This is a genomic window from Pseudoalteromonas sp. AS71, from assembly GCF_038900275.1.
In the GTDB taxonomy this organism is placed as follows: Bacteria; Pseudomonadota; Gammaproteobacteria; order Enterobacterales; family Alteromonadaceae; genus Pseudoalteromonas.
The window spans coordinates 1-24,597 of sequence record NZ_JBBMQZ010000021.1 but is presented as its reverse complement, the minus strand read 5'-3'; the positions used below and the strand labels follow the sequence as shown (position 1 = coordinate 24,597).

Annotated in this window: 30 protein-coding genes; 9 read left to right on the top strand and 21 right to left on the bottom strand. The window is 39.3% G+C overall.

The genetic code is table 11. The features are described 5' to 3' along the window. Nucleotides 1-10: 10 nt before the first annotated feature. The 7 genes from WNY98_RS15650 to WNY98_RS15620 all read right to left on the bottom strand — a co-directional run bounded on the left by WNY98_RS15650 (nt 11) and on the right by WNY98_RS15620 (nt 4,604). On the bottom strand, nt 11-373 hold the full coding sequence (locus tag WNY98_RS15650; RefSeq protein ID WP_024599648.1) for a response regulator: 363 nt from the start codon (nt 371-373) through the stop codon (nt 11-13). Nucleotides 374-381: 8 nt separating this feature from the next. After that, the gene (locus tag WNY98_RS15645) at nt 382-654 is read right to left on the bottom strand and encodes an STAS domain-containing protein (RefSeq protein ID WP_024599647.1); all 273 of its coding nucleotides are present in this window, start codon (nt 652-654) and stop codon (nt 382-384) included. A gap of 151 nt (nt 655-805) precedes the next feature. After that, on the bottom strand, nt 806-1,423 hold the full coding sequence (locus WNY98_RS15640; protein WP_076925824.1) for an SCO family protein: 618 nt from the start codon (nt 1,421-1,423) through the stop codon (nt 806-808). Next, complete coding sequence (gene cyoE / locus WNY98_RS15635; protein ID WP_024599645.1) at nt 1,420-2,349, bottom strand: heme o synthase; 930 nt, start codon at nt 2,347-2,349, stop codon at nt 1,420-1,422. Before cyoE ends, WNY98_RS15640 begins: the two co-directional genes overlap by 4 nt. 12 nt (nt 2,350-2,361) lie before the next feature. Next, entirely contained in the window at nt 2,362-3,351 is a 990-nt protein-coding gene (locus tag WNY98_RS15630) for a COX15/CtaA family protein (RefSeq protein WP_024599644.1), read from the bottom strand. Nucleotides 3,352-3,379: 28 nt separating this feature from the next. Next, entirely contained in the window at nt 3,380-3,874 is a 495-nt protein-coding gene (locus WNY98_RS15625; RefSeq protein ID WP_342878357.1) for a transmembrane cytochrome oxidase associated protein, read from the bottom strand. Further along, on the bottom strand, nt 3,864-4,604 hold the full coding sequence (locus tag WNY98_RS15620) for an SURF1 family protein (RefSeq protein WP_342878356.1): 741 nt from the start codon (nt 4,602-4,604) through the stop codon (nt 3,864-3,866). Before WNY98_RS15620 ends, WNY98_RS15625 begins: the two co-directional genes overlap by 11 nt. A 14-nt stretch (nt 4,605-4,618) precedes the next feature. Here WNY98_RS15620 and WNY98_RS15615 point away from each other — a divergent pair, with 14 nt between their 5' ends. Continuing rightward, nucleotides 4,619-4,927: a DUF2909 family protein gene (locus WNY98_RS15615; RefSeq protein ID WP_076925819.1), complete on the top strand. Its 309-nt coding sequence runs from the start codon at nt 4,619-4,621 to the stop codon at nt 4,925-4,927. Here WNY98_RS15615 and WNY98_RS15610 read toward each other — a convergent pair. From WNY98_RS15610 to lexA, 5 genes are all read right to left on the bottom strand, one after another. Continuing rightward, complete coding sequence (locus WNY98_RS15610) at nt 4,830-5,705, bottom strand: cytochrome c oxidase subunit 3 (RefSeq protein WP_342878355.1); 876 nt, start codon at nt 5,703-5,705, stop codon at nt 4,830-4,832. The two genes, WNY98_RS15615 and WNY98_RS15610, sit on opposite strands and share 98 nt — an antisense overlap. Before the next feature lie 35 nt (nt 5,706-5,740). After that, nucleotides 5,741-6,271 (bottom strand): cytochrome c oxidase assembly protein, encoded by a 531-nt coding sequence (locus tag WNY98_RS15605; RefSeq protein WP_024595090.1) that lies wholly within the window; start codon nt 6,269-6,271, stop codon nt 5,741-5,743. Further along, nucleotides 6,271-7,863 carry a cytochrome c oxidase subunit I gene (ctaD, locus tag WNY98_RS15600; RefSeq protein WP_024595091.1) on the bottom strand — a complete coding sequence of 531 codons (1,593 nt, stop codon included), beginning with the start codon at nt 7,861-7,863 and terminating at the stop codon, nt 6,271-6,273. The genes WNY98_RS15605 and ctaD overlap by 1 nt, the downstream gene beginning before the upstream one ends. Further along, nucleotides 7,863-9,005 (bottom strand): cytochrome c oxidase subunit II, encoded by a 1,143-nt coding sequence (gene coxB, locus WNY98_RS15595; protein WP_024594300.1) that lies wholly within the window; start codon nt 9,003-9,005, stop codon nt 7,863-7,865. Before coxB ends, ctaD begins: the two co-directional genes overlap by 1 nt. A gap of 482 nt (nt 9,006-9,487) precedes the next feature. After that, nucleotides 9,488-10,105 (bottom strand): transcriptional repressor LexA, encoded by a 618-nt coding sequence (lexA, locus tag WNY98_RS15590; RefSeq protein ID WP_007584941.1) that lies wholly within the window; start codon nt 10,103-10,105, stop codon nt 9,488-9,490. A 167-nt stretch (nt 10,106-10,272) separates the two neighbouring features. On the opposite strand from lexA, the gene WNY98_RS15585 reads away from it, so the two are divergent. Then, nucleotides 10,273-10,713: a PaaI family thioesterase gene (locus WNY98_RS15585; RefSeq protein WP_024599638.1), complete on the top strand. Its 441-nt coding sequence runs from the start codon at nt 10,273-10,275 to the stop codon at nt 10,711-10,713. Here WNY98_RS15585 and WNY98_RS15580 read toward each other — a convergent pair whose 3' ends face one another. After that, nucleotides 10,714-11,094: a hypothetical protein gene (locus WNY98_RS15580; RefSeq protein WP_008138697.1), complete on the bottom strand. Its 381-nt coding sequence runs from the start codon at nt 11,092-11,094 to the stop codon at nt 10,714-10,716. It abuts the gene before it with no gap. A gap of 313 nt (nt 11,095-11,407) precedes the next feature. Between WNY98_RS15580 and WNY98_RS15575 the strand changes: the two genes are divergently transcribed. After that, nucleotides 11,408-12,133 (top strand): membrane protein, encoded by a 726-nt coding sequence (locus tag WNY98_RS15575; RefSeq protein ID WP_024599637.1) that lies wholly within the window; start codon nt 11,408-11,410, stop codon nt 12,131-12,133. Between the two features lie 75 nt (nt 12,134-12,208). On the opposite strand, the gene WNY98_RS15570 is transcribed toward WNY98_RS15575, so the two are convergent. Continuing rightward, the gene (locus WNY98_RS15570) at nt 12,209-12,529 is read right to left on the bottom strand and encodes a chaperone modulator CbpM (protein WP_024599636.1); all 321 of its coding nucleotides are present in this window, start codon (nt 12,527-12,529) and stop codon (nt 12,209-12,211) included. After that, the gene (locus WNY98_RS15565; protein WP_342878354.1) at nt 12,529-13,497 is read right to left on the bottom strand and encodes a DnaJ C-terminal domain-containing protein; all 969 of its coding nucleotides are present in this window, start codon (nt 13,495-13,497) and stop codon (nt 12,529-12,531) included. The genes WNY98_RS15570 and WNY98_RS15565 overlap by 1 nt, the downstream gene beginning before the upstream one ends. 231 nt (nt 13,498-13,728) lie before the next feature. Here WNY98_RS15565 and WNY98_RS15560 point away from each other — a divergent pair, with 231 nt between their 5' ends. From WNY98_RS15560 to WNY98_RS15550, 3 genes are all read left to right on the top strand, one after another. After that, a complete protein-coding gene (locus WNY98_RS15560; protein ID WP_342878353.1) occupies nt 13,729-14,382 on the top strand; it encodes an endonuclease in 654 nt (217 codons plus the stop codon). 99 nt (nt 14,383-14,481) lie between these two features. Continuing rightward, nucleotides 14,482-16,101, top strand: a complete 1,620-nt coding sequence (locus WNY98_RS15555; RefSeq protein WP_342878352.1) for a S41 family peptidase — start codon at nt 14,482-14,484, stop codon at nt 16,099-16,101. Beyond that, nucleotides 16,101-16,472 (top strand): hypothetical protein, encoded by a 372-nt coding sequence (locus WNY98_RS15550; RefSeq protein WP_342878351.1) that lies wholly within the window; start codon nt 16,101-16,103, stop codon nt 16,470-16,472. The genes WNY98_RS15555 and WNY98_RS15550 overlap by 1 nt, the downstream gene beginning before the upstream one ends. A gap of 69 nt (nt 16,473-16,541) precedes the next feature. Here the strand turns inward: WNY98_RS15550 and hmpA are convergent, their stop codons facing one another. The 3 genes from hmpA to WNY98_RS15535 are packed head-to-tail and all read right to left on the bottom strand — an operon-like array spanning nt 16,542 to nt 19,245. Next, a complete protein-coding gene (gene hmpA / locus WNY98_RS15545) occupies nt 16,542-17,723 on the bottom strand; it encodes an NO-inducible flavohemoprotein (RefSeq protein WP_342878350.1) in 1,182 nt (393 codons plus the stop codon). A gap of 20 nt (nt 17,724-17,743) precedes the next feature. Then, nucleotides 17,744-18,976 carry an NnrS family protein gene (locus WNY98_RS15540; RefSeq protein WP_342878349.1) on the bottom strand — a complete coding sequence of 411 codons (1,233 nt, stop codon included), beginning with the start codon at nt 18,974-18,976 and terminating at the stop codon, nt 17,744-17,746. Then, a complete protein-coding gene (locus WNY98_RS15535) occupies nt 18,976-19,245 on the bottom strand; it encodes a hypothetical protein (RefSeq protein ID WP_342878348.1) in 270 nt (89 codons plus the stop codon). Before WNY98_RS15535 ends, WNY98_RS15540 begins: the two co-directional genes overlap by 1 nt. A gap of 159 nt (nt 19,246-19,404) precedes the next feature. Between WNY98_RS15535 and norR the strand changes: the two genes are divergently transcribed. After that, entirely contained in the window at nt 19,405-20,961 is a 1,557-nt protein-coding gene (norR, locus tag WNY98_RS15530; protein ID WP_342878380.1) for a nitric oxide reductase transcriptional regulator NorR, read from the top strand. A 21-nt stretch (nt 20,962-20,982) separates the two neighbouring features. Here the strand turns inward: norR and WNY98_RS15525 are convergent, their stop codons facing one another. Beyond that, nucleotides 20,983-21,882 carry a LysR family transcriptional regulator gene (locus WNY98_RS15525; protein ID WP_024599628.1) on the bottom strand — a complete coding sequence of 300 codons (900 nt, stop codon included), beginning with the start codon at nt 21,880-21,882 and terminating at the stop codon, nt 20,983-20,985. 119 nt (nt 21,883-22,001) lie between these two features. Here WNY98_RS15525 and WNY98_RS15520 point away from each other — a divergent pair, with 119 nt between their 5' ends. Further along, complete coding sequence (locus WNY98_RS15520; RefSeq protein WP_182197794.1) at nt 22,002-22,568, top strand: NAD(P)H-dependent oxidoreductase; 567 nt, start codon at nt 22,002-22,004, stop codon at nt 22,566-22,568. A 25-nt stretch (nt 22,569-22,593) separates the two neighbouring features. Here WNY98_RS15520 and WNY98_RS15515 read toward each other — a convergent pair whose 3' ends face one another. Beyond that, nucleotides 22,594-23,034: a TerB family tellurite resistance protein gene (locus tag WNY98_RS15515; RefSeq protein ID WP_024599626.1), complete on the bottom strand. Its 441-nt coding sequence runs from the start codon at nt 23,032-23,034 to the stop codon at nt 22,594-22,596. A gap of 99 nt (nt 23,035-23,133) precedes the next feature. Between WNY98_RS15515 and WNY98_RS15510 the strand changes: the two genes are divergently transcribed. Next, nucleotides 23,134-23,514 (top strand): hypothetical protein, encoded by a 381-nt coding sequence (locus WNY98_RS15510; RefSeq protein WP_076925808.1) that lies wholly within the window; start codon nt 23,134-23,136, stop codon nt 23,512-23,514. 2 nt (nt 23,515-23,516) lie between these two features. On the opposite strand, the gene WNY98_RS15505 is transcribed toward WNY98_RS15510, so the two are convergent. Beyond that, entirely contained in the window at nt 23,517-24,110 is a 594-nt protein-coding gene (locus WNY98_RS15505; protein ID WP_342878347.1) for a hypothetical protein, read from the bottom strand. Between the last annotated feature and the right edge of the window lie 487 nt (nt 24,111-24,597).

The following is a 24,597-nucleotide window of genomic DNA, read 5'->3' as shown; positions in this document are numbered from 1 at the left end:
ACGGCGCTCCCTAGCGAATAACCTTTTTAATTACCGCTAATAGCTGATCGGGATTAAATGGTTTAACAATCCAACCTGTTGCCCCTGCAGCTTTACCTTCTACTTTTTTTTCTAAACCCGACTCTGTTGTGAGCATTAGTAGTGGTGTAAATTTATAACTCGGTAAAGTACGCAGCTCTCGTATTAATGTAATTCCATCCATTATTGGCATATTTACATCTGAAATAACGGCATCAAAGTCTTGCTGTTTGGCAATAGCGAGTGCCTCACTACCATCTTTAGCTTCGGTTACATCAAACCCGGCAGTTTTTAATGTAAAGCTCACCATCTGACGCATCGATGCTGAATCATCAACCGCTAAAATTTTTTTCATATATACCCCTAACTTTTACTTTCGGTTGTTAAGTATTGGCTTAAGCCAAGTTTATTAATTGTATGTGTTAAGGCCTCGCTACTGCCTACCCATATTATTTTGTGCTGTATGGTAAGTAGGTGCTTTTGTAAGGCGCATAAAAGTTGAATTGAGGCAGTATCAGCAGAAATTACATCGTTAATATCAAGACAGATATCATCGTTGCTATTGAGTTCTTGTAGTAAATCTTGATGTAGTGTTTCAACTTGCGAAATAGCAAGTTCGCTCGGAAGTTTTAGCATTAAGTAAGTGCATTCCCTGTCAATTCAATTCATAACAAAAGCTTAGCCCTAGTTATTAAAATTGCCATAAAATGCTTAATTAAATTTAACTTGTCGTTAAAAAACAAAAAAAGGAGCCTAAAGCTCCTTTAAAATTGTTAAAAAGTAAAAACTAGTTTTTGTAGTAATCAGCTATTTTTTTAAACTCTTCAGTTAAAGTAGTCGCATTAATTAATGGCACACTACCTTGTTTAAATTCGGGTTTAAAAATAGCTCTAACGGCTCCATTTTGATCAACCATAGCGACCGAGGCACTATGATCAACTGCATATTCTGATTCACTACTATCGCTAATGGCGTAGATTAAACCAAGCTCTCGAACTACAGGAAAAAGGTGTTTATGCTCTCCTGATACAGCTAAAAAGTCAGGGTTAAAGTAATCTATGTATTGCTTTCGTTTAGCTGGCGTATCGCGTTTTGGATCAACCGATAAAAACCAAACTTGCAGCGGATAATCTGCTTGTAAATTTTTATAAACAGCATTTAACTTAGCAAGTGTTAATGGGCAAATATCTGGACAGCTTGTATAGCCTAAAAATACTAAATTCCACTGCCCTAAAAATTGTTGTTTAGTCACTAATTCGCCGCGCTGATCGTTTAGCGTAAAATCAGACAGTGGCTTTGCATTTTCGTAAACTAATGCATCTACATCTGGTCGGCTATTTTCATTTGAACATGCTGATAAAAACAAAACTAAAATAACAATTAATCCAAGCCATAACTGCTTCATAAAGGGAGCCATTTATCTATAAATAAGATTACAAAGAGTACCATTAAATGAATAATCGAAAAACGAAATAAGTCCATTGCAGCCTCATCATTTCCAGCAATTTTTAATTTAACCGCTTTATATATAAACACTGCATTTAATACACACGCACCTATTAAATATATTAATCCAGACATACCAATTAAATAAGGCAATACGCAAACTACAGCGAGTAAAACAGAGTAAGCAACGACGCACGTTTTACAAAAATCGATACCGTGTGTTACTGGCAGCATAGGGATTTTAGCGCGTTCATAATCACTTTTTCGTGCTATAGCCAGTGCCCAAAAGTGTGGTGGGGTCCAGGTAAATATTATCATTACGAGTAACCAAGGGGCTGCTGCCATTTGGTTTGTTTCTGACACCCAACCTAATAATGGAGGCATTGCGCCAGCCAACCCACCTATAACAATATTTTGCGGCGTTGCACGCTTTAAAAATGATGTATAAACAAATGCATAACCTACCAATGCAAATAACGTTAATATAGCGGTTAAGACATTAGCCCACACCATCAGCATAATAAAGCCAGCAACCCCAATAACAGCTGCAAAACTAAGCGCATGTGTTTTACTTAAGCGCCCTTTAGCCACAGGGCGATGACGAGTCCGTGCCATTTTTGAGTCTATCTCGCTATCAACCACATGATTAATAACCGCTGCAGCAGCAGAAAGTAGCCCTATACCTAACAAGCTAATAAACTGTACGACCATACCGCGCCCCACATCGGGAGCCAGCGCTAAACCAACCCAAGCTGTTAGCACCAGCATGGCTACCACTTTAAATTTACTAATTGCTAAGTAGTCTTGCAGCAAACTATGAGTACGCGAAATTAGCGATTGAGTATTAACGGGTAGCAGTATTTTTTTATCAATTATAAGTGCCATCATATTTCCCCTTTATGTGCGTGATTTTAGGTAATAACACAACCTAACCATGCTTAATAACAGTATGGCAGCCATCAAGTTATGCGCCAGTGCAACTCCCAACGGAATATGCCAATGTATTAAAATAAGCCCTAAACTAATTTGGCACAGCAGGATAAGTAATACGCTCACAACACAATTTTTAATTTTTTTAGAGTACGCTTGTCTGTATATTTTCCACATAATTAATGCCAGAACGATGCAAGTAACGAGCGCCCAAATGCGGTGTAATAAATGAATAGACATACGCGCTTGCTGTGATAACACACCAAACTCATAATTACTGTGCTCAAGTGGTAATTGAAATACGCTACTCAATGAAAACGGTTGTGCGTAATTACACAATGGCAAACCACTACAATGCGGAGCGGCGTAATTTGCAGCCAGCCAACCACCAAGTGCAATTTGGATAACCAACACACTAAGCGCTACTAAACTCAAACCAAAATAGCGTTTTGCGCCGCTATCGCCCCCCATAATAGGTTTTGCGGTTAGCCGTAAATATAAAAGTGTTATAAGTGACAAAATACTAAAGCCACCTAATAAGTGGCCCATTACAATAAGAGGCTGAAGGTTCATGGTTACTGTCCACATACCAAGGGCAGCCTGAAACACCACTAGTAGAAGCAAAGCCAAAGGCAATTTAACTGGCGTAGTTGGATATTGGCGTTTTAAAAAAGCCAACACAAATAAACCTAAAATAAGTAAGCCTAAAGTACCAGCAAAATAGCGATGAATCATTTCTTTCCACGCTTTTGCGGTTTCGAACATCATATCGGGGTAGCTTTGAGTTGCTAAAGCAATATCGGCCTCATGCTTAGGTACCGTTAAAAAACCATAACAGCCAGGCCAATCAGGGCACCCTAAACCTGCATCGCTTAAGCGGGTGTACGCACCTAAAGCAACTACAATCAAAGCGAGTAATCCTGTTATTAATACTAAGTTTTTATAATTTTTATACATCAGATACTCCAACTTAAGCTCAACTTAATTAGCTAGAACGAGAATAGTTAAGTAATTTTTTTAGATCTTTTAATAGCCCTTTTTGTACTAAACGGTTTTCTTGTGGCTCGGCCTTAAAGGGATATTCAAGTACCACTAACCCCATATGATCAATTAAATATAAACTTGCAGGATTTAAACTCTGTTGCTCGGTAATAGTTTTCCATGGTAGATTTTTATTGTCGGGGCTTCCTATTACAGCCATATCAACCTTGCCTTGGTTTTTACCAAGTGCCACATATAAGTTATTAAGTGCATTGAGCTGTTCGCTGCATGGGGTGTTACATTCGTTTGAATAATTAAGTGCGATAGTCCATTGCTTGGGATTATTTTGCGGCCAATTTTTAAGTTTTATTTCTTGGCTTAAAAACTCTCCATTATTAGTAATTGCAGTAGGCAACCAATCAAACTTTAATGCGCCATATGCCAAAACTAATGGGATTGCGCAGCAACCCACAAACAACAAAAGGGGATTATTTTTCATTATGTGTCCTTTTTTTACTCGCAAAAATAGCAACAACAGCACATGCAACAGCAATTAAAAACCATTGCACAGCGTAGGCATTATGTTTTTGAGGGCTCATAACAACGGCCTCATAATGAGGTGTTGCAATCTCATCACCAGTACCTTGTCTGTAAGCCATAAAATTAATTAATGATTGCTGGCTTTGAGTGCTCAGCATATTTAAGTCGATAGATTGGATTCTTGTAGGTAAGTCGTTATTTGTAGTTTTATCTTCAAGCGTAAAGCTACTTAAGTTATTTTCTTTTATTTGCGCTTTAAGAATAAAAACACCTGTAGGCAGAGTAACCTTTGGTAGTGTACCTCTAGATATAGGCGCTTTTACCCATCCTAAATTAACTAAAATCACTTTTCCTTCGCTGTCTGGCTTTAGTAAAGCAAGTAAGTCGTACCCTACTTGCCCGTTATAAACTTGATTATCTAAAAGCCAATATTGGTTTTGTACAAACCGCCCTTTTAACTCAACCAATACACCTGTTTTGTTCCAGCTATCAGGCAGGTTAAGTAATTGAGACCAGCTCATCACACCACGAGTCTGTTGCTTAGCAATAGCGGTTAGTTGCTGCTGTTTTTGCTCACCCCGCTCCAGCTGCCAAAATCCTAGTCGCACACACACAAGTACAACAACCACAACCATACAAAGTGTGATTAGTGAACTAAGCTTTTGTTTGTGCCATAAAACTAACTGCATAAAGGGTCAACTCAGTGATTATTAAAATTATTATCGTACTGTTGTTAATATTTATACTTTTTAACTTATTTAGAGCATTGTTTATTATGGTGTCAGGAAAAACTGGGGGACGACCTATGTCTCACTTTTTAGGTCGTCGCGTATTGTTTTCGGTCGTTGTTTTAGTTGTTGTTATTGCAGCACTTAAACTTGGTTTTATTAAAGCAAATAATTCGCCAACAAACGCTACAGCACATATACAAATACAAACAAACACAGCCACACCACATCAACAAAGTGCCAATACCAAGCAGCTGCTTGAAAAGCAAAATGCTTATCTTTAGTAAAGTGCCCTTTTAATATCCGTAAAAATATTACAAATAAAAGTACGGTTCCAAGGGTTACATGCATGCCATGAAAACCAGTCAATAAAAAGAACGTATTACCGTAAACACCTGCATCTAGCGTTAAGTTTAAGTCGTTATACGCATGAATATATTCCTCAACTTGTAACCCTAAAAAGCAAACACCCAATAAAATAGTAGCGCCTAAAAAAACTTTAAGTGGAGTACGTTTATTGTTTTCCATCGCTACATGGGCAAAATGTAAAGTAACTGAGGAAGTAAGCAGTATTAAGGTATTAATAAGCGGCAAACCTTGCCAGCCCATAGCTTGAGTAGTTTCGCCTGCAGGTGTTGAAACTAGCGGCCAAACAGCTTCGAAAGTTGGCCATAATACTTCATTGGTCATTGCATTATTGCCTGCGCCTCCAAGCCAAGGTACCGACAATACGCGTGCATAAAAAAGCGCACCAAAAAAGGCCATAAAAAACATCACTTCAGAAAAAATAAACCAGCTCATACCTTGCCTAAAAGAGCGATCCATTTGTGCTGAGTACAAACCTTGGTCCGACTCACTAATTACATTTTTAAACCAGCTAAACAACATATACACAAGCACAGCAATACCGGCATAAAGCAGGTAAACCCCGCTCCCCCCTTCTTTGCCTACACTCATAACTGTTAAGCCTGCCCCTACTGCAATAAAAAACAATGCAACAGCGCCCACAATAGGCCACGGGCTTTGCTCTGGTACATAATAATGCTCATATTCTTGATTCATTTTATTTACTCCTAGTTTCACACTAGTTTAAAAAGCTAGTTATTACTTGCCACCAGCTGTTCACTAATATCAAATACGGTATAAGATAAAGTTAATTCTTCAATGTCGCTTGGCAGTGCTGTATCAACATAAAAAAGTAATTTAAATTCAAGTTCTTCCCCTGCTTTTAGAGGTTGCTGATCAAAGCAAAAACACGCTATTTTATGTAAATACTTTGCCGCTTTACCTGGCGAGACTGATGGTACAGCCTGCATTACTTTATCTAGGTTGCTGTTATTTTTAGCACTAAACATTACTTCACGCATTGCACCGGGTTTTACCACAACACTGTATTCTTTTGATTTAACTTCAAACGGTGCACCTCTTTGCGCGTGAGTAGTAAAACTAACGCCAACTTCTCGGTTTTGTATTATTTGCGTACTTTGCTCTGCTTGCTCAAGCGAAGGTTTTCCATTAAGCCCTGTTACGTCGCAAAACACGTCATACAAAGGTACTAAAGCAAAGGCAAAGGCAAACATGCCTATGCAAATAAGTACTAAACGTTTGAGTAGCGGTGCGTGTGTCATTACTTGATTACCGGCGGCTTAGAAAAAGTATGATATGGCGCTGGAGAGTCAACTTCCCACTCAAGCCCTTCTGCCCCTTCCCATACCTTTGCAGGTACTTTATCACCGCCGCGTGCACATTTAATTACCACAGCTACAAACAACAATTGCGATAAACCAAAGGCAAATCCACCAATACTTATGATTGCGTTAAAGTCGGCAAATTGGAGTGCGTAATCGGGAATTCGACGCGGCATACCGGCAAGCCCTACAAAATGCATAGGAAAAAACAGTACGTTCACGCTCACCAGTGATAGCCAAAAATGCCATTTAGCTAACGTGATATTAAACATATTGCCCGTCCACTTGGGCAACCAGTAATAAGCCCCTGCCATTATCGAAAATACGGCCCCTGTTACTAATACATAATGAAAGTGCGCCACTACAAAATAAGTATCGTGATATTGAAAGTCAGCAGGTGTAATTGCCAGCATCAATCCCGAAAAACCACCTAAGGTAAACAGCACAATAAACGCAATACTAAAAAGCATTGGCACTTCAAAAGTTATTGAGCCTTTCCACATTGTGGCAACCCAATTAAATACTTTTACGCCTGTAGGTACCGATATAAGCATGGTCGCGTACATAAAAAACAACTCGCCAGCGACCGGCATCCCAGTGGTAAACATATGATGAGCCCATACAATAAAGCTCAATAGTGCTATGGAGGATGTGGCATATACCATTGAGGCATAGCCAAAAAGTTTTTTACGAGAAAAGGTAGGTACTATTGTAGATATAATGCCAAAGGCAGGAAGAATCATTATGTATACTTCGGGGTGACCAAAAAACCAAAAAATGTGTTGGAACATCACCGGATCGCCACCGCCTGCGGCATCAAAAAAGCTGGTCGCAAAGTACTTATCGGTAAGTACCATAGTGACAGCCCCTGCAAGCACAGGCATTACCGCTATTAATAAAAAAGCAGTAATTAACCACGTCCATACAAATAAGGGCAACTTCATCCATGTCATGCCGGGGGCACGTAAGTTCACTATGGTTACAATCACATTGATTGCGCCCATTATTGAGCTAATTCCCATAATATGTACGGCAAATACAAACAATGCAGTATTATCATTACTGTATGTTGTGGACAGTGGTGCATAAAAAGTCCAACCAAATGCAGGACCCCCACCAGGCATAAATAACGATGCCAATAGGATTAAAAATGCAAACGGTAAAATCCAAAAGCTCCAGTTATTCATTCTTGGCAATGCCATATCTGGCGCGCCAATCATTAGCGGTATCATCCAATTAGCAAGGCCTGTAAAGGCCGGCATAACCGCACCAAACACCATAATTAAACCATGCACTGTGGTCATTTGATTAAAAAAGTGAGGGTCGACCAACTGTAAACCAGGTTGAAATAATTCAGCTCTGATCACCATGGCCATTCCACCACCAATTAAGAACATGGTCAGCGAAAAAATTAAATATAAACTACCTATATCTTTATGATTAGTTGTGTAAAGCCAGCGTTTAAAACCTTTAGCTGGGTGATGAGCATGATGAGCTTCATTGGCGTTAGGTTGTTCTACTATGCTACTCATTAGTTCGCCTCCACTTTGGCATCAAGTGCTGCCTGTATTTGACTCGGTTGAATAACATCACCCGTATCATTACCCCACGCATTACGTTTATAAGTAATAACCGCTGCTAATTGCTTTATAGATAACTGCTTGGCAAATGCTTGCATTGCCGTACCAGGTCGTCCATGGATAACTACATCAATGTGATCTTTTATATCGCCAAGCACTATCGGGCTGCCTTTAAGTGCAGGAAATACACCCGGTAATCCCATGCCAGTAGGCTGATGACATGCAGCGCAATTGGCCATATATACTTGTTCGCCTAAAGTCATTAATTCTTCTTTTGGGAGGGTTTTATCAAGTAATGCGGCATCTGCTAATGCTGCTTTTTGTTTAGCCTGCTTTGCATCTGCAAGCCATGTTTTAAAATCAGCCTCAGATTTAGCAACCACCACAACGGGCATAAAGCCATGATCTTTACCACACAACTCAGCACATTGGCCTCGGTAAGTACCTTCTTCGTTTATGTTCGTCCATGTTTCATTTATAAAGCCGGGGTTCGCATCTTTTTTAACTGCAAAATCAGGTACCCACCAAGAGTGAATAACATCGTCAGAAGTCATTAAAAATCGTACTTTTTGATTTATTGGCAGTACAAGAGGCTTATCAACCTCAAGTAAGTAGTTAGGATTTTTATCTGCAAGATTCGCGATTTCATCTTGCGGGGTAGATAAAATAGAGTAGAACTCTACATCTTCACCCATATATTCATAATGCCATTTCCATTGTGAGCCTGTAATTTTAATAGTGAGATCAGCTTTGCTGGCATCTTCCATTGCAATTAGGGTTTTAGTGGCTGGTACTGCCATAGCAATTAAAATAACAAACGGAATTGCAGTCCAAAGTATTTCTACTTTAGTGCTTTCGTGAAATTGGGCAGGTACAGCCCCTTTAGATTTACGGTGATGAATAAGTGCCCAGAACATAATTGCGAACACTATCACCCCAATCACACAACATATTATAAATATGGTCATGTGCAGCTGATATACATTATTGCTTATATCGGTTACGCCTTTGCGCATATTGTATTGGCTGTTAGCCAAAACTGGGTGCGAAAAAACACATAATATAAGCCACAAGGTAGAGGTCAGTTTACCCATGTGGTGGCTCCTTTGATGCTATTGCGAATGCAAAGCGAAGAGGCATACGGCTTAAACGCCAATTCGTTATTTTTATTTTTTTAGCCAATCTCATTTAATATTGATTGGTTTTGCTGCGCCAACAACATGTTTGTGTATATTGTGTGTTCTCAAAACTAAAAAGCTGTGAGTTATTATTAGCTCAGCACATTAACAATTAGCTAAAAAATGAACAACAAGCAAGTTTTAGTAGAAAAAACAATCAGGTTGTAATTGGGTAATTAACAAAAAATCAGCAACTAGCTAGGCAACAGGAAGTTCAAAAGATGAGAAAAACAAAGGGGTTTAACGCATTTGGAGGGGAAATTATAAGTGCAAAAAAGTTTACAGGTTGAATAGTCAGTGGGCTGTTTACGCCCTATTTTAGTACAAATTTTAAAACAAAAATGCGTACTAATTAGTACGCATTTATAAAACTGCTTGTTTAAAAGCTATTTTTAAAGTCACATCCAATCAGCGTTTCTTATAACGCCAACGGCTAAGCCTTCAATATTAAAAGACTCATTCTCAAGATCTACTTCAATAGATTCAAAATCGTCGTTTTCAGCATGAAGTAATACTTTACGACCTGCTTTCTCAAGACGTTTTACAGTTACGTCTTCGTCTAAGCGCGCAACAACAACTTGTCCGTTTTCAGCAGTTTGAGTACGATGTACAGCAAGTAAATCACCATCCATAATACCAATATCTTTCATGCTCATACCGTTAACGCGTAGTAAAAAATCTGCAGCCGGTTTAAACATTAATGGATCGATTTTGCAGTGACTTTCAACGTGCTCTTGCGCCAAAATAGGTGAACCAGCAGCAACACGCCCTATAAGCGGTAAACCTAATTGTTCTGGCTCTTCTTCTTCAATTAACTGAATACCACGGCTTGCACCTGGCTTCATCTTAATTGCGCCTTTTTTAGCAAGTGCTTTTAAATGTTCTTCAGCAGCATTGGCACTTTTAAAACCTAATGTTTGCGCTATTTCAGCACGTGTAGGAGGCATACCAGTGTCTTTAATAAAAACTTTAATTAGTTCGAGTATTTGAGCTTGGCGGTTCGTTAATGGTCGCATACAACTGGTTTTCCATACAGTACATTTAACTGTGAGTATATACAGTTAAATAAAAATCGCAAATTTAAATTAAGCCTTAAAATAGCCAAAGTAATTTCACTTGTGTACATTTTAGGGATATAACTAAAGCTAAGTTTATAAATGATAAAAAAAGCAAAGGAGTCATTATGAGTATTTGGTATCAACCTATTACTTTAGAGTTTTGCAAACAGCTAGATGAAGGTATAAATGGTCAAGGTACGCTGATGAAAACTATGGGGATAGAAATCACAGAGATTGGCGATGATTACTTGGTTGCCACAATGCCGGCAATTCCTGAGCATCATAACCCAATGGGGATGGTTCACGGCGGTGCTAACGTTGTACTTGCCGAAACAGTTGCCAGCTATGCAGCTAACTTTGTTGTCGATTTTACAAAATTTTACTGCGTGGGACAGGAAATTAGCGCAAGTCATTTAAAAGCGTCTCGTAACGGCACTTTAACAGCCACGGCAAGAGCATTTCATATCGGTAAACGTAGTTCAGTATGGGAAATAAAAATTACAAATAGCCGCAATGAGCTGTGCTGCGTATCTAAAATGACCGCAGCAGTCGTAGAGCGAAGATAGTTACTTTTCGATTGGGTAAATTGTAATTTCCATACCCGCACCAATCGCAGATATACGTAGTAATGTATCTGCATCTAAGGCTTGATTAAAGCACTTAGGAGAAGTGCCTGATTCAAAACCAATATCAAAAGTTCTACGTGAACAGCTTAACCATTGCTTTAGCGCGTTACGCGAACACGACTCAATAAGCTCACATATATGGTTTATTGCTTTGTCAGGCGTGTTTACTACACCTGTTGCTTCAATACGCGCTAATTGACGGTATTCGTCTTTGTCATAATGTAAAATCGTAGCGACTTTTTTTAAGTCCGCCACTAGCAAACTAATATCTTGCTTTGATTCAAGCTCAAGATCTACATTTAAAAATTGAATTTCCGACATCGTTTCGTATTTATCCTCTAATAATTTCATTGCAAACTTTAACGCAGTTTTACCGTTATACCAAATCAACTATGCTCTATTAACCACTTTATATGGATATTTCGCAGCTTTTAAGTATTTATTAGCATTTAAAGCTAGCTAGATATCAAACATTCAGCTCAATTATACAAATAAATCATATTAGCAATTTAAGTGTAATCTTTTTTATTCTTAAATGATTACAGTAAGCTATAGTTTAAACTGCGACAAAATGTCGCAGTAACTTATCTCATTAATGTAATAAACTAGCCTCTAAAAATAATAAGACTAAAACATGAATAAAAAAATATTTAAACATGCTCGCAAGTTACATAAATGGTTAGGTTATTTATTAGCATTACAAATTTTAGCTTGGCTATTAGGTGGTTTAGTAATGAGCGCTATCCCTCTTGATAAAGTTCATGGGAAGCATCTTGCAACACGCACTCTTAATAACCCATTTACGCAAGCTGATTATGTTGCCTCCCTTGACGATATTGCATCTCAGGTGGCTAATCCAACACAAATAATTTTTGAGAACTTCTTAACCACACCTATAATTACAGTTATAAATAAAGATGAACAGCAAAGCTTTAACGGTATAACAGGCCGGCCTTTTGAGCCGCCAACTAAAATACAAATTACCGCAAATGCTAAAGCACACTTACTTATTGATGCTCAAGTAACAAGCGCTGTACTGCTAAAGCAAGGTATGCGAGAAGTTGGATATAAAACCAATGTTTGGCAGGTACAATTTGACGACACATTTAACACAACACTGTACTTGTCAGAAAATAACGGCAGAGTTGTCACCGTTCGCAGCACACTCTGGCGAATTTTCGACTTTTTTTGGATGTTACATATTATGGATTACGATGAGCGAGAGGATTTTAATAATCCGCTGCTTATTAGTTTTGCAGCAACCAGCGTACTTTTTTGTTTAAGTGGAATATTACTACTTATACAAAATATACGACTAAAACGATTTATCCGAATTAAAAGTAAGAATAAATCAAAGTAGTCATATTGGTTTTTGAGAACTAGCGCACTCTCACCATAGAGTAAGTAAGCCCTAGGAAGTACCCAAGGGCAGATTTTATTCCAAGTGTTTAAATCGACTCAAATGTCGCTTTAACATTTCGTTTTCGAAAATCAACTCATCACGCTCATCCAGTAATTGTAAAACTAAGGCTATTGCCGACCAATCTAACGAAAAGTCATGTTGAATACGGGCCGCTTTTTTAACTAAAGTCACTGCAGATACCGTAAATTGCCACTGCGTAACATGATCCCCCTCAATTGGAACCGCAATATTATGCTCAACTAGCTCATATAAAATTGCTTCGCTAATATCACTGCTCAAACATAGCTCTTTGCTAGTAAGTAAATCGTCTTTTTGTGTCACGATAATTTGCATTATGGTTTGCTCCAGTTATTACGGGGATCAAAGTGAGCTTTTTCGGCTAATTCTTCCCACAGTTTTTTACTGGCATCATCAATAGATGTTGGATTAACAATTTTAAGCACAGCAAATAAATCACCTTTGGCTTTTTTACTCATTAATCCCTTACCTTTAATACGCAAGCGTTGACCAGACTGACTATTAGATGGAATAGTTAATTGGATTTTGCCTGCCAACGTAGGTAAATTTATTTTTGTACCAAGAGCCGCTTCCCATGGTGCAAGAGGGACGACTATATTTAGGTTATGGCCTTCAACATCAAATAATGGGTGAGGCACTAAACTAATTTGTAAATACAAATCACCATTTTGCCCATTCGCTGACCCTAATCCGCCTTGCCCTTTTAGTCGAATTCTCTCACCATTTACTGAACCTGCAGGAATTTTCACTTTAAGTGATTTTTTAATTTCAGAGACACGCCCACTGCTATCTCGCTGCGGTAACATAAACTCAACAGGCTTAACGGTATCAACTAAAGTCTCTTCAAGAAAAATTGGGAATTCTATTTCCACATCTTGTCCTTTTTGCGCGCGAGCGGCGTTACTTCTGCTCTGCCCGGAACGATCGAACCCACCAGCTCCGCCAAACATTGAATTAATAAAATCAGAAAACTCTTGGTCGGTTTGAGGATCGCTCTGCTGGTAATTACTTTGCGAAGAGGCATTGTTACCACCATAATTACCTTGTTGTTGACGAGTACGATTTTGCTGGTGACGACGTAACTCGTCGTATTTTACACGTTCTTCTTTGTTATGAATGACTTCGTAAGCTTCTGCTATTTCTTTAAACTTATCTTCTGCTTGAGGCTCTTTGCTTACATCTGGGTGATATTTTCTGGCTAACTTTTTATAAGCTACTTTAACCGCTTTATCGTCTGCATCAGGCGATATTCCAAGCACTGCATAATAATCAACAAATTTCATTTGCAATCCAAATCCCCATATTGAGTAAGCTTTAAGCATACTCCTTAACGGGTAATCTTGTGTGGTTAAAATACGATAAATAGTAAGAAATAAATGAATAGTGAAAATAACTTTAAGTAAAAAATTAATCAGACACCTTTTAGTAATATAAGTACAGGCCTTAAGTTAACTTTATCTTTTATCTTCAAGGCTTTAAACTGCCTGTTCCTGTAGTTCACATTTGTGATGGATATGACTCGATTTATTCTGGCCTTACTGGCTTGTTGTGTGTGCGTTTCGGTATCTGCCGAACAATTTACCCGTTTTTCAACGGCTAAAAGACATTTAATTAAAACCCTACCAGACAACGCTAAAAGTATTTACTGCGGTTGTGATATTAAAAAAGAAGGCAAAAAACTCATTCCTGATCCTTCTAACTGTGGTTACATTCCTCGAAATACACTTACCCGCTCAGGTAAAGTAAATGTGCGAGCACTACGCATTGAGTGGGAACACATTGTTCCGGCGTGGGAATTTGGTCACCAGCTACAGTGTTGGCAAGATGGCGGGCGTAAAAACTGCCGTAAAGTAAGTGCTAAATTTAGAAAAATGGAAGCTGATATAAATAACTTAGCGCCAGCTATTGGCGAAATTAATGCCGATCGCTCTAATTATCGTTTTGGTATGCTTAGCGAAAACGCCACACAGTATGGTCGCTGCGAAGTAAAAGTAAACTTTAAGCAACGTGTAGTTGAACCGCCTGTTTATGCACGTAAACGTATAGCCGACACTTACACTTACATGCAAAAAACATACGGTTTAAAAATCTCGGATAAACAGCAAAAGTTATTTAATGCATGGAAAAAGCAAGCATTCGCAGATACAAGTAGTGCGAGCAAGCTCTAAGCTTTAACACTCATTTACATAAATCAAAGCTATAAATGTTGAATAAATGAGCGAGTGTTGTAATATTTTAAACAACTTATTTACAGAAAGTCCTTAACTATGTTTGAAAATAATAAAACCTCGCTAGCCATTTTTGCAGCACTTTCGGGCTTTGCTTTAACGGGTTGTGGCGGCGGTAGCGGCATCGACTCTGCTCCTGTAATTACTACTCCTATCGTTACAACACCTGTTAGTAGCAGTCCAACATGGACAGCAGGGGTATTTGAGCCCTCTAATGATTTAAAAAACTTTTGCGAAACACCCCGCACAGGTAACGATCCCTTTAATAACAACGAGCCTTACCCAGATCAAGCAGGTTCTGCCCTTTACGAAAAACTCTGGCTTCGCTCTTGGAGCGACGAAACCTATCTTTGGTATGATGAGATTGCCGATAACGATCCTGAAAGCTTTGGCACAGTAGCCGATTATTTTGCCCAATTAAAAACAGAGCAGCTTACCGACTCAGGGGCAAAAAAAGATAACTTTCATTTTTCAGAACCTACTGAAGATTACTTTCAAGAAGCGCAATCGGGCGTTACTTCTGGTTACGGTATAAATTGGGCGTTTATTGGCGATACAGCCGACCGTATTTTACGCGTCGCTTATCTTGAAGATGATTCACCTGCAAGCCAAATAGGCTTTCAACGTGGTGATACCGTACTTTCAGTGGACGGTGTTAGCATTAATACCAATACAGAATCGGGGGTAGATACGCTTAACGAAGGTTTATTTAGCCCAACTAACGGCGACTCACATACTATTGTTGTACGCAGTAACGATGGCGCCGAAAAAACATTTAATATAACCGCTGGCAATATTGAACAAACACCGGTTCAAAATGTTAAAACGATTACAACCGCAAATGGTTCAAACGTGGGTTACATGCAATTTAATAGCCATATAAGCATTGCTCAAGAGGGCCTTATTGCTGCGGTAAATAAGTTTAAAACCGATGGTATTGATGAGCTTGTAATCGACTTTAGATATAACGGCGGCGGGTTATTAGCGCTATCAGCTCAATTGGCTTATATGGTTGCCGGTAATGCCAACGTTAACAACCGCTTTTATTATCAAACTCAACAAAACGATAAACAGCCCGTAGATTCGCCTTTTCCATTTATTGATGAAGAAATAGATTACTCTACTTTTTTTAGCACAGGTGAAAACCTACCTGATTTAAACCTATCAAAGGTTTATGTATTAAGCACATCAGGCACCTGTTCGGCATCAGAAGCTTTTATTAATGGTTTAAAGGGTATAGACGCAGAAGTTATTTTAATTGGCGATACAACCTGCGGTAAGCCCTATGGCTTTACCCCAACTCATAACTGCGCAACAACCTATTACACTATTCAATTTAGTGGGGTAAATAGCAAAGGATTTGGCGAATACGCTGCGGGTTTTACACCAACCCCTACGCCACAATTTGATGCTGATGTTCAAGGTTGTGAAATTGAGGACGACTTCGATCATCAGTTAGGCGACAGTGACGAGGCCGTTTTAGCCACCGCATTATTTCATGTTGAAAATGGCAGTTGCCCAGTTAGAACGGCTGCTGCAAAAGCAGAGCCAGCTAGTTTTTCAGGCTCTCGTGAATCCCTCATTCCTTTAAATATGCCTGAGCAATTTACCCAGCGTAATATGGACTTAACTTGGCCAACGCTGAGTGAGGAAAGATAGTGGCTAAATTATTACTCCCATTAGCCATCTTGCTCACTTTAGGTGGATGCCAAAGTGTAAATAGTGAGCCCGCTAAACCCGCTATATTAACGAGCGTTAATCCCAGCGTTATTACAACACTACAACAGGCAATTCAAAAAATTAAGGGAGGCGCATTAGTAACACTTGCCGATTCGGTATTTACTAAACGTAGCGAACTGCTAATTGATCATGCAATGAGTAAAGGGTCTAATGGCAGAGTAATTATGGGCGCGCATAATATAAAATCTGAGAAGTTTATTTTGCAACTACGTAATAACCAATGCGAGCTTTACTATCCTAAAAAAGAGCTTACTACAGTACTTGAAGGTGTTACCTGTAAAGAATTATAAGGCACTTTAAAGTTTATAAAAAAGGCTCGCAGCATATCGCTGCACGCCTTTTTCTATTTTAAAGCGTTATTACAAGTCTTGGTGCGGACCAAACACTTCATAATGAATCTGCTCGTTTTTAACACCTAGCTCAAGTAACTGGTTTTTTATAAATGCCATAAAACCGGCAGGACCACATAAGTAAAAGTCGCCATTACTCAATGGTAGCTGTGCTTGTACTGCATTTAGGTTCATTAACCCAGTAAAGTCAGCGCCCTTTGTCGCTTGGTTAAACCACGTCATTGTTTGTAAGCGGTTATAAACTGTATTTAACTCATTTAAATATTTTGAAAACGAATGCTGCTGAGTATTTTCGCAGGCATGTAAATACACAATCTCTTGATTAGAGTTTTCACTTAATAGCGTTTCAAGCATAGCCAGCATTGGCGTTTGCCCAACACCTGCTGAAATTAGTACCGCTGGACTTGTATTATTACGTAAAAAGAAGTCTCCTGCCGGCGGGTATAACTCAACAATAGTGCCTTGCTCTAATGAGTGTAAATAATTAGACACCATGCCAGGCTTTGGCTGTAGCTCTTTTTTAACACTAATACGGTAGTTTTTAGCGTTACTTTTTTGTGAAATAGAATACTGGCGAATTTCTTCATATTCAGCGCCCTCTAGCTTAACTTTAATACCTAAATACTGCCCTGGTTTATGTGTAATAACAGCTTCGCCATCAACTGGCGTAAGTGTAAAGCTCGTTACTAGTTCTGATTCAGCCTGCTTGTTGGTTATTTCAAATTGGCGAGTTCCCACCCAGCCACCGTGTTTATTTTTACTGTGCTCATACAAAGCAGCTTCTTCGGTTATACAAATATCAGCAAGTACGCCGTAAGCTTCGCGCCAAGCATATTCAACATCGGGAGTAAATTGATCAGGAATAAGCTCTTTTAAAGTACCAATTAAATGCGCACCTACAATAGGGTAATGCTCAGGTAAAATATTCAAGCTTGTATGCTTATGATTAATACGTGTTAGCGCTTCTTTTAATACGGCTAAATTATCAATATTTTGTGCATACGCAGCCAATGCATTAAAAAGTGCAAATTGCTGACGACCTGTATCTTGGTTCGCCATATTAAAAATATTTTTAAGCTCAGGATTATGACTAAATAAACGCTTATAAAAATGATCGGTAACAACCGTACCCGCCTGCGCTAATAACGGAACTGTGCTTTTTACAATCTCAATGGTTTTATCAGATAACATATGTGTTTCCTATGGATGAACTAACCACGACGCCCATCAACACGACGCCGCGTTAATATAGGTGTGCAGTGAATTAAAAATAATGAAAAAGCTACTAACCACAGCAAAGCACTTATTTGCCAAGCAAGGTGAGGCCTAATAATAAAAGGGAGTAATGAACGAGTAATAGCGGCCACAAGCAAAAATGCAAAAGCAACAGCCATGTAATGAGGAATAGCGAGTATCCGCCCTGTATGACCATGCGATACACGCGTCATCATTGCTAAAATCATCATACCTATTGTGCCAATAGTGATTAAGTGCAGCGCATCTTTAAATTGCATTGCACTGCTATAAAAGCTAAATGCAACCATCATTAACCCTACGCCTAACGCTAAGTAGGAAAAATGTAAAGACCATAACAACGGCACTCTCAATACCTTGCTATCCCACCAACAACCAGCCCTAAGCAGGTGAAGCGCAGCAACAGTTGCAACAACTAACGCAGGATTAATCGTGTTCAAAAACAACTTGTTGATGAAAAATAAAGTGATAGCCACAATAGATAAATACATAACAGCTTTATCTATTTTAGGAGTGCGAACTTGTGCGGCTAACCCCAGACCTTTAGCGGTAAAAAATGGTAAAACGCGGCCCGCAACAATGCCAACTAGTAAAGTAATAACCAGCACTGCGGTATCAACCACACCAAGTGCAAGCTGCATGTTTTGTTGTAAAACAAGTATTAAATACAATACATTGAGCCCACAAAGCACAGCTAAAATAGCTAAAAACGGATAGTTACTTTTGCTATTGGCTTTTAATAGCATATTAGCCAACGCGGTTATGGCGCCTAGCCACCAAATAACTTGTAATGTAAGTGCAGCATATAAATTAAAATGAGCAATATCTGGCAGTACTACAAAAAATGCTAAGCGCGCTGCAAGCCATATAAACGTAAGCCACATAAGGGCTTTGCCACTTATGCTCGCAACGCCTGTCCACGTTTGTGCTGCGGTAAGTAAAAAGCCAACAGCTACAACTCCTGCAAAGCCAAACAGCATTTCGTGCGCGTGCCATAATGTCGCAGGTATCGATAAGTGCCAACTTGCATGGCCTGTTAAAATAAGTAGCCAATACCCCACTGACAAAAATGCCAATAAGCCACCGCCTAAAAAGAAAGGCCTAAAAGCTAGCATCCATAACGGCCATTGAGATACTTGATGAATAGCAACGCGTGCTGGCATTGGCTCAGTTAAGTTTATAGGGCGCATTATCGTACCTCCTGCCCTAAACCATGTTGTGCAACACAGCGCAGTACGTAACTTACTTTTAAAATAGCAGCAACAACAATAGTGCCAATATGAGCTGATACTTGCACCGCCATGGAAAAGTACTCTGCAAACGGGTAGCTAATTAAAATACTTGCCGTAATACACACTAAACTCACAGCCAATGCAGTATTGGCAGCAAATAATACGGTTTTGTACAGTGAACTAAACTGTATTTGATTGTTTAAATTATTCAGCATTAGTGTGTTCATAGTGACCTCTGTAACTAACTACGTTACTTAGCTATTACACATACTGTGCCAAAAAATTTATTCAATTAAATTCAATAGGTTAAATTAAACCACTTTACACTATGAGTCTTTATGACCTACTATAAATTAACTCAAAAAACACGAATAGGTCATTTTGACATGAACCAGCAATTCAACCTTACACAAGTTGCTCTAGAGCTTGCTCAAAGTACACTGCACGAGCATAGCTTTGATCAATTACTAGCAACGGTTGAACGGGTGATCCCTAGTGATGCAAGTGCGTTATTAGTGCTTCAGGGCGAGCAATTAAAACCACTGGCAATTAAAGGATTAATGTCCGACAGCCTTGGCAGACGATTTAAAATAGTAGAACACCCTCGCCTAGAAGCTATTTGCAAAAGCACACTCGCGTTACAATTTGCGCACGACTGCCCACTACCCGATCCATACGACGGATTACTATTAGCTAAAACCGGCGACATACCGGTACATGCATGTTTAGGCTTACCTCTTTATGATAAAAACGCGCTACTTGGCGTACTTACGTTTGATAGCCTTAACGCCAATGCATTTAACAGCATAAGCGCTGATACACTCAATACCTTACAAACGCTGTGTAGTGCGCACTTTAAAACAGCTTTAGAGCTTGCCCATTACAAACAGCATGCACAGCACTCAAGTGCATTAGTGCAAGAACTAAATCGTGAAGCGTTAACACGAGATGGCGGTGAAATTATTGGCCAAAGTCCGCTAATGCAAACACTTAAAAACGAAATTAAACTCGTTGCAGCATCTAACTTTAGCGTGCTTATATTAGGTGAAACAGGAGTAGGAAAAGAACTTGTTGCGCGTAATATTCACTTAAATTCAGCTCGAAAAGATCAACCGCTTATTCACTTAAATTGTGCATCGCTCCCTGAGAATCTTGCCGAAAGTGAATTTTTTGGTCATGCAAAAGGGGCTTTTACAGGCGCACAAAATTCACGCCAAGGTAAATTTCAATTAGCTGATGGAGGCACGTTATTTTTAGATGAAATTGGCGAACTGCCTCTTGCCATGCAAAGTAAATTATTACGAGTGCTACAAAGCGGCGAAATACAAACGGTAGGAGAAGACACGCCAAAGTACGTAGATGTACGCGTCGTTGCCGCAACCAACAGAAATTTAAAAGAAGAAGTAGAACAAGGTCGCTTTAGAGCCGATTTATACCATCGCCTCAGTGTCTACCCTATTACTGTGCCACCACTTAGTAAACGCGAGCACGACATAACACTCTTAGCTGGTTATTTTATTGAGCAAACAGCCCGTAAATTAGGGATAAAACAATTAAAACTGAGCCCTGAAGCGCAAGTATCGCTTAATCAATACAACTGGCCAGGTAACGTTCGCGAGCTTGAGCATGTCATTAGCCGCAGCGCCCTAAAAGCAAAACAAAGCCAATGGCAAAATCCAATAATAACCATTACAAGCGAGCACTGTGATTTAACACCGATTGCGCCGAAAAACTCTTTAGTAGCAAGCCAAAGTACAACCAACACCTTAATCAACCAACCTTTAAAGCAAGCTGTAGAATCGTTGCAATACAACGTAATTACTGAGCAATTAAAGAAGCATAACTACAACTGGTCAGCAGCAGCAAGAGTGCTTGAATTAGATAGAGCTAACTTAGTACGCTTGGCTAAACGCATAGGGATAGAAGTAAAAAAAACACTATAATCATCCAAAACACAGCTAAAATTATTGATTAGCAGCCAACTTACTAAAGTGTGTTTTTAACAACCCTGCAAAAGCTTGTACTTTAGCAGTGCGATGTACTAGGTGATGCGTGACTAACCATACATCTGTAGGCCAGCTTAACTCACTGTGTAATATTGGTACTAAATCAGAATATTGCGCCGCCACATCATGTTGTAATCCGCCAATGCCTAGCCCTTTAATTATTGCACGAGTTGCTTCTGCGGTTTCAGACACTCGCAGCTTTATTTGCGATGCGGGAATATGTTCATCAGCCCATGCAAAATAAGGCACGCGGGCATTAAAACCCGCCACACCTGATACAAAATTATGTTGTTGTAAATCACTTAATAATTTAGGCATGCCGTATTTATTGATGTAACGTTTATTAGCGTATAAACCCGATGAAAGCTGCGCTAAATGCTGAGCAATATAATCGCCCTCATCAGGTCTTGGGCCTGCACGCACTGCAATATGTGCTTGTCCGTGATCAAGTCTTAACCTTTTTTGTTCTAAAATAACCTCAAGCTGCACTTGTGGATGTAGTGCCTGAAATTGCTCACATACATCACCAAGTACATCCATAAAACCACTTACCGTCGTTAGTAATAAACTCCCTCTAAGGGTGCTATCGGCCGCTGCTATATCGTTATGTAACTGCTCTAAGGAGCTATGGATAGTTTGTGCTGTTGCAAATAATTTGGTGCCAATTTCAGTAACCTTGTAACCACGGGCATGGCGATGAAAAAGGCGTGTATTTAAGTTTTTTTCAAGATTATTAATTCGCCTAAGAACTGTGCTGTGGTGCACATTAAGCTCTTCTGCCGCCGCCGTTAACGTGCCTAATCGTGCTACTTCAAACGCTACTTTGACGTCTTGCCAATCTTCAAATTTTATCGCCATGCTGCTTACCTTATACTTATGTGCATTTACGCACATAAGTGTTGCGTTTATTGGGGTTTTCTACAAGCAAAATTTTGCTACATTAGCGTTGTAATTTTAAACACTAAAAGGTCACTAGCATGTCAGCACCAAAAATTATTGCCCTAGCAGGAAGCCTTCGCCAAGAAAGCTTTAATCAAAAAATTATTAATGAGGCAGCACGTTTTGCTCTACAAACAGGTGCTGAAGTAGAAGTAATAAAACTAAACGAATTAAACATCCCACTATTTAACGAAGATATTGAAGCGCAAGGTACACCAAGCGATGTACAGCTTTTAAAAGACAAACTACGTGCAGCTGACGGTATTTTACTAGCAAGCCCGGAGTACAACGGCTCTATAACTGCAGCGCTTAAAAATGCGATTGATTGGGCATCGCGTACAGAGCAAGGTGCTGTTCCTGCTTTTCGTAATAAAGTGGTAGCGCTGTTTTCAGCATCACCAGGTGGACTTGGTGGGTTGCGCGGTTTAAATCATGTACGAGATATATTAAGTGGTATTGGATCGTTAGTGCTTGCCGATCAACTTGCAGTACCCGCTGTACACACATTGTTTGATGAAAGTGGGCAAATTAATGAACCTGTTACAGCTGAAAAAGTGTCAGCACTTGCTCATCAGTTAGTAAGCGTTGCAAGTAAGTTAAAATAACTTGCACGCCTAAATAACTAAATAATTACTTTGTCGCCGCGATTTTTGCGGCGATAAAATCGGTATGCGTTACATATAAAAGCCCCGCTACTTTACGTATTACGTAGTCCTCCTGAGGATCTATTTCTCCATCAGCATAAGCCAAGCGCCATAGTAGTTCTATTATTTCAATGCGCTGAACAGCACTACAATGCTCATTAATTTGTTTTGAAAACTGAAAGTAGTCAATAGCACCATCTAAACTACTTGCTGCGTTATTAGTAAGCTCTTCAACTTCTGCATCTGTTAAATTAAAGTATTTTTTTAAGGTTACAGTCAGGGTTCGTTGTTCATCATGGTCAAGCTTAGTATCAGCACGCATAACCTCAATAAGCAATGCAGCGACCGCTGTTTTTAAATCATGCTGCTCTATACTAGGTTCCTGATCATCGAATACAGCAAAAAGCTGCTTTATTTGTTTGAACATCACATTATCCCTTTTTGGGTGTTAGACTAATACGTAAAGAAATCGATCTTATTACTCTTATTAATGGGTATAAAGTTCGCAAATTAAAGGATACATTTTATGAAAGGAATAAACACACCACGCTTATTTATAGGCGCTACACTGGTGGCTCTTTCGAGTGCAAATACTGCACTTGCTGAAAAAGCCGAAACAGAAAAGCTCTACGACTTTGACAACAAAGTGCATTACTACCAAACAAAAATTGGCGAAGACAACTATAAAATAGAAATCCAGTCAGACGATTACAAACACTTTACCAATCAAAGTGTATTTTTATTACGCCATGCTGACCGTCTATGCCGCGGCAATACCTTTATGTTGAAAATACTTGAAGGCGTGCAAGAGTACGAGCGCTTTCCAACAAAACCACGTGCTTACCAACCAGATTTAAGTGTTTTACTACAATGCGAAACTAAAGAAGATACAAACAAGGGTAAGTAACCTTAGTCTTTATAACCCCAAGGTGCTGATGGTGGAGTAATCGGTTTCGTTAAATCAAAATCCACCTTAAACTCACGTCCTTGGCGAATTAATCGATAAGTAAATACTTCTGGGTAAATATACATTTGCCATGTATTACCTACAGACTGTGCAATGCCTTCTTTTACGAATAACTCTTTAGAGTATTGGTCTGCTGGAAACGACTGCATTTGCGCAAACCCTGCATCAAGCGTATGGCCACCATACATAGTTGATGCGTCGTCTGTTCCATCTTTATGACGATGATCGTGCTTTAAACTCAAGCCACTACCCGTTTTAGTTATGATCCACGTACGTGATGCATCGTCACCTACATGAAACGGTACTTGTAACTCAGTCTCGCTACATTTACGTACATGCATAACCAGCTTTTTATCTGTAAATGAGCTTGGCCCTTTCGCGTTATCTACCGCTACTTCACCTTCAAAAGCTTTACCGCAATGCGCTGCAATACTATAAAAAAAGGCATCGTGAGTAGGAATAGACACTAAAGGTGCAGGGCGTGAAAAAGCTGTCGATGAAGCAAGTATTAGAGTTGCTGCTGTTAATAATTTCATATTTTTCTCGTTATAGTTATTTTAAAACACCTGTAATAGTACAGCTTTCTTTAGTGCTTTATTAGAAGTATCTTTACCTAATTAAATATGCAATTCAGTTGAGTGTTTAATAGATAATTAAATGAACCATAATAACTCACGCATGATTTTCTGCAGACGTAAAAAAGCCCGACTCTTTCGAATCGGGCTTTCTACAATGTGAAGTCGGTGCGCTACGCAGTAGGATGTCGTAGTGCCCACCGCAGTAAAAAGTCACAGTGAAATGCTACATACTTATCGGCGTGCAGAGATATTGAGTGATTTTGGTGTGATTAAACATAACTTTAGCGCCAGGAGTCACTACGCTCGCCCGCCCTACGTGATGGGTGTTGATGTGAGTGTCTATTAATTACGCGCATTTCACTTTTCTACAGACGTAAAAAAGCCCGACTCTTTCGAATCGGGCTTTCTACAATTTGAAGTCGGTGCGCTACGCAGTAGAATGTCG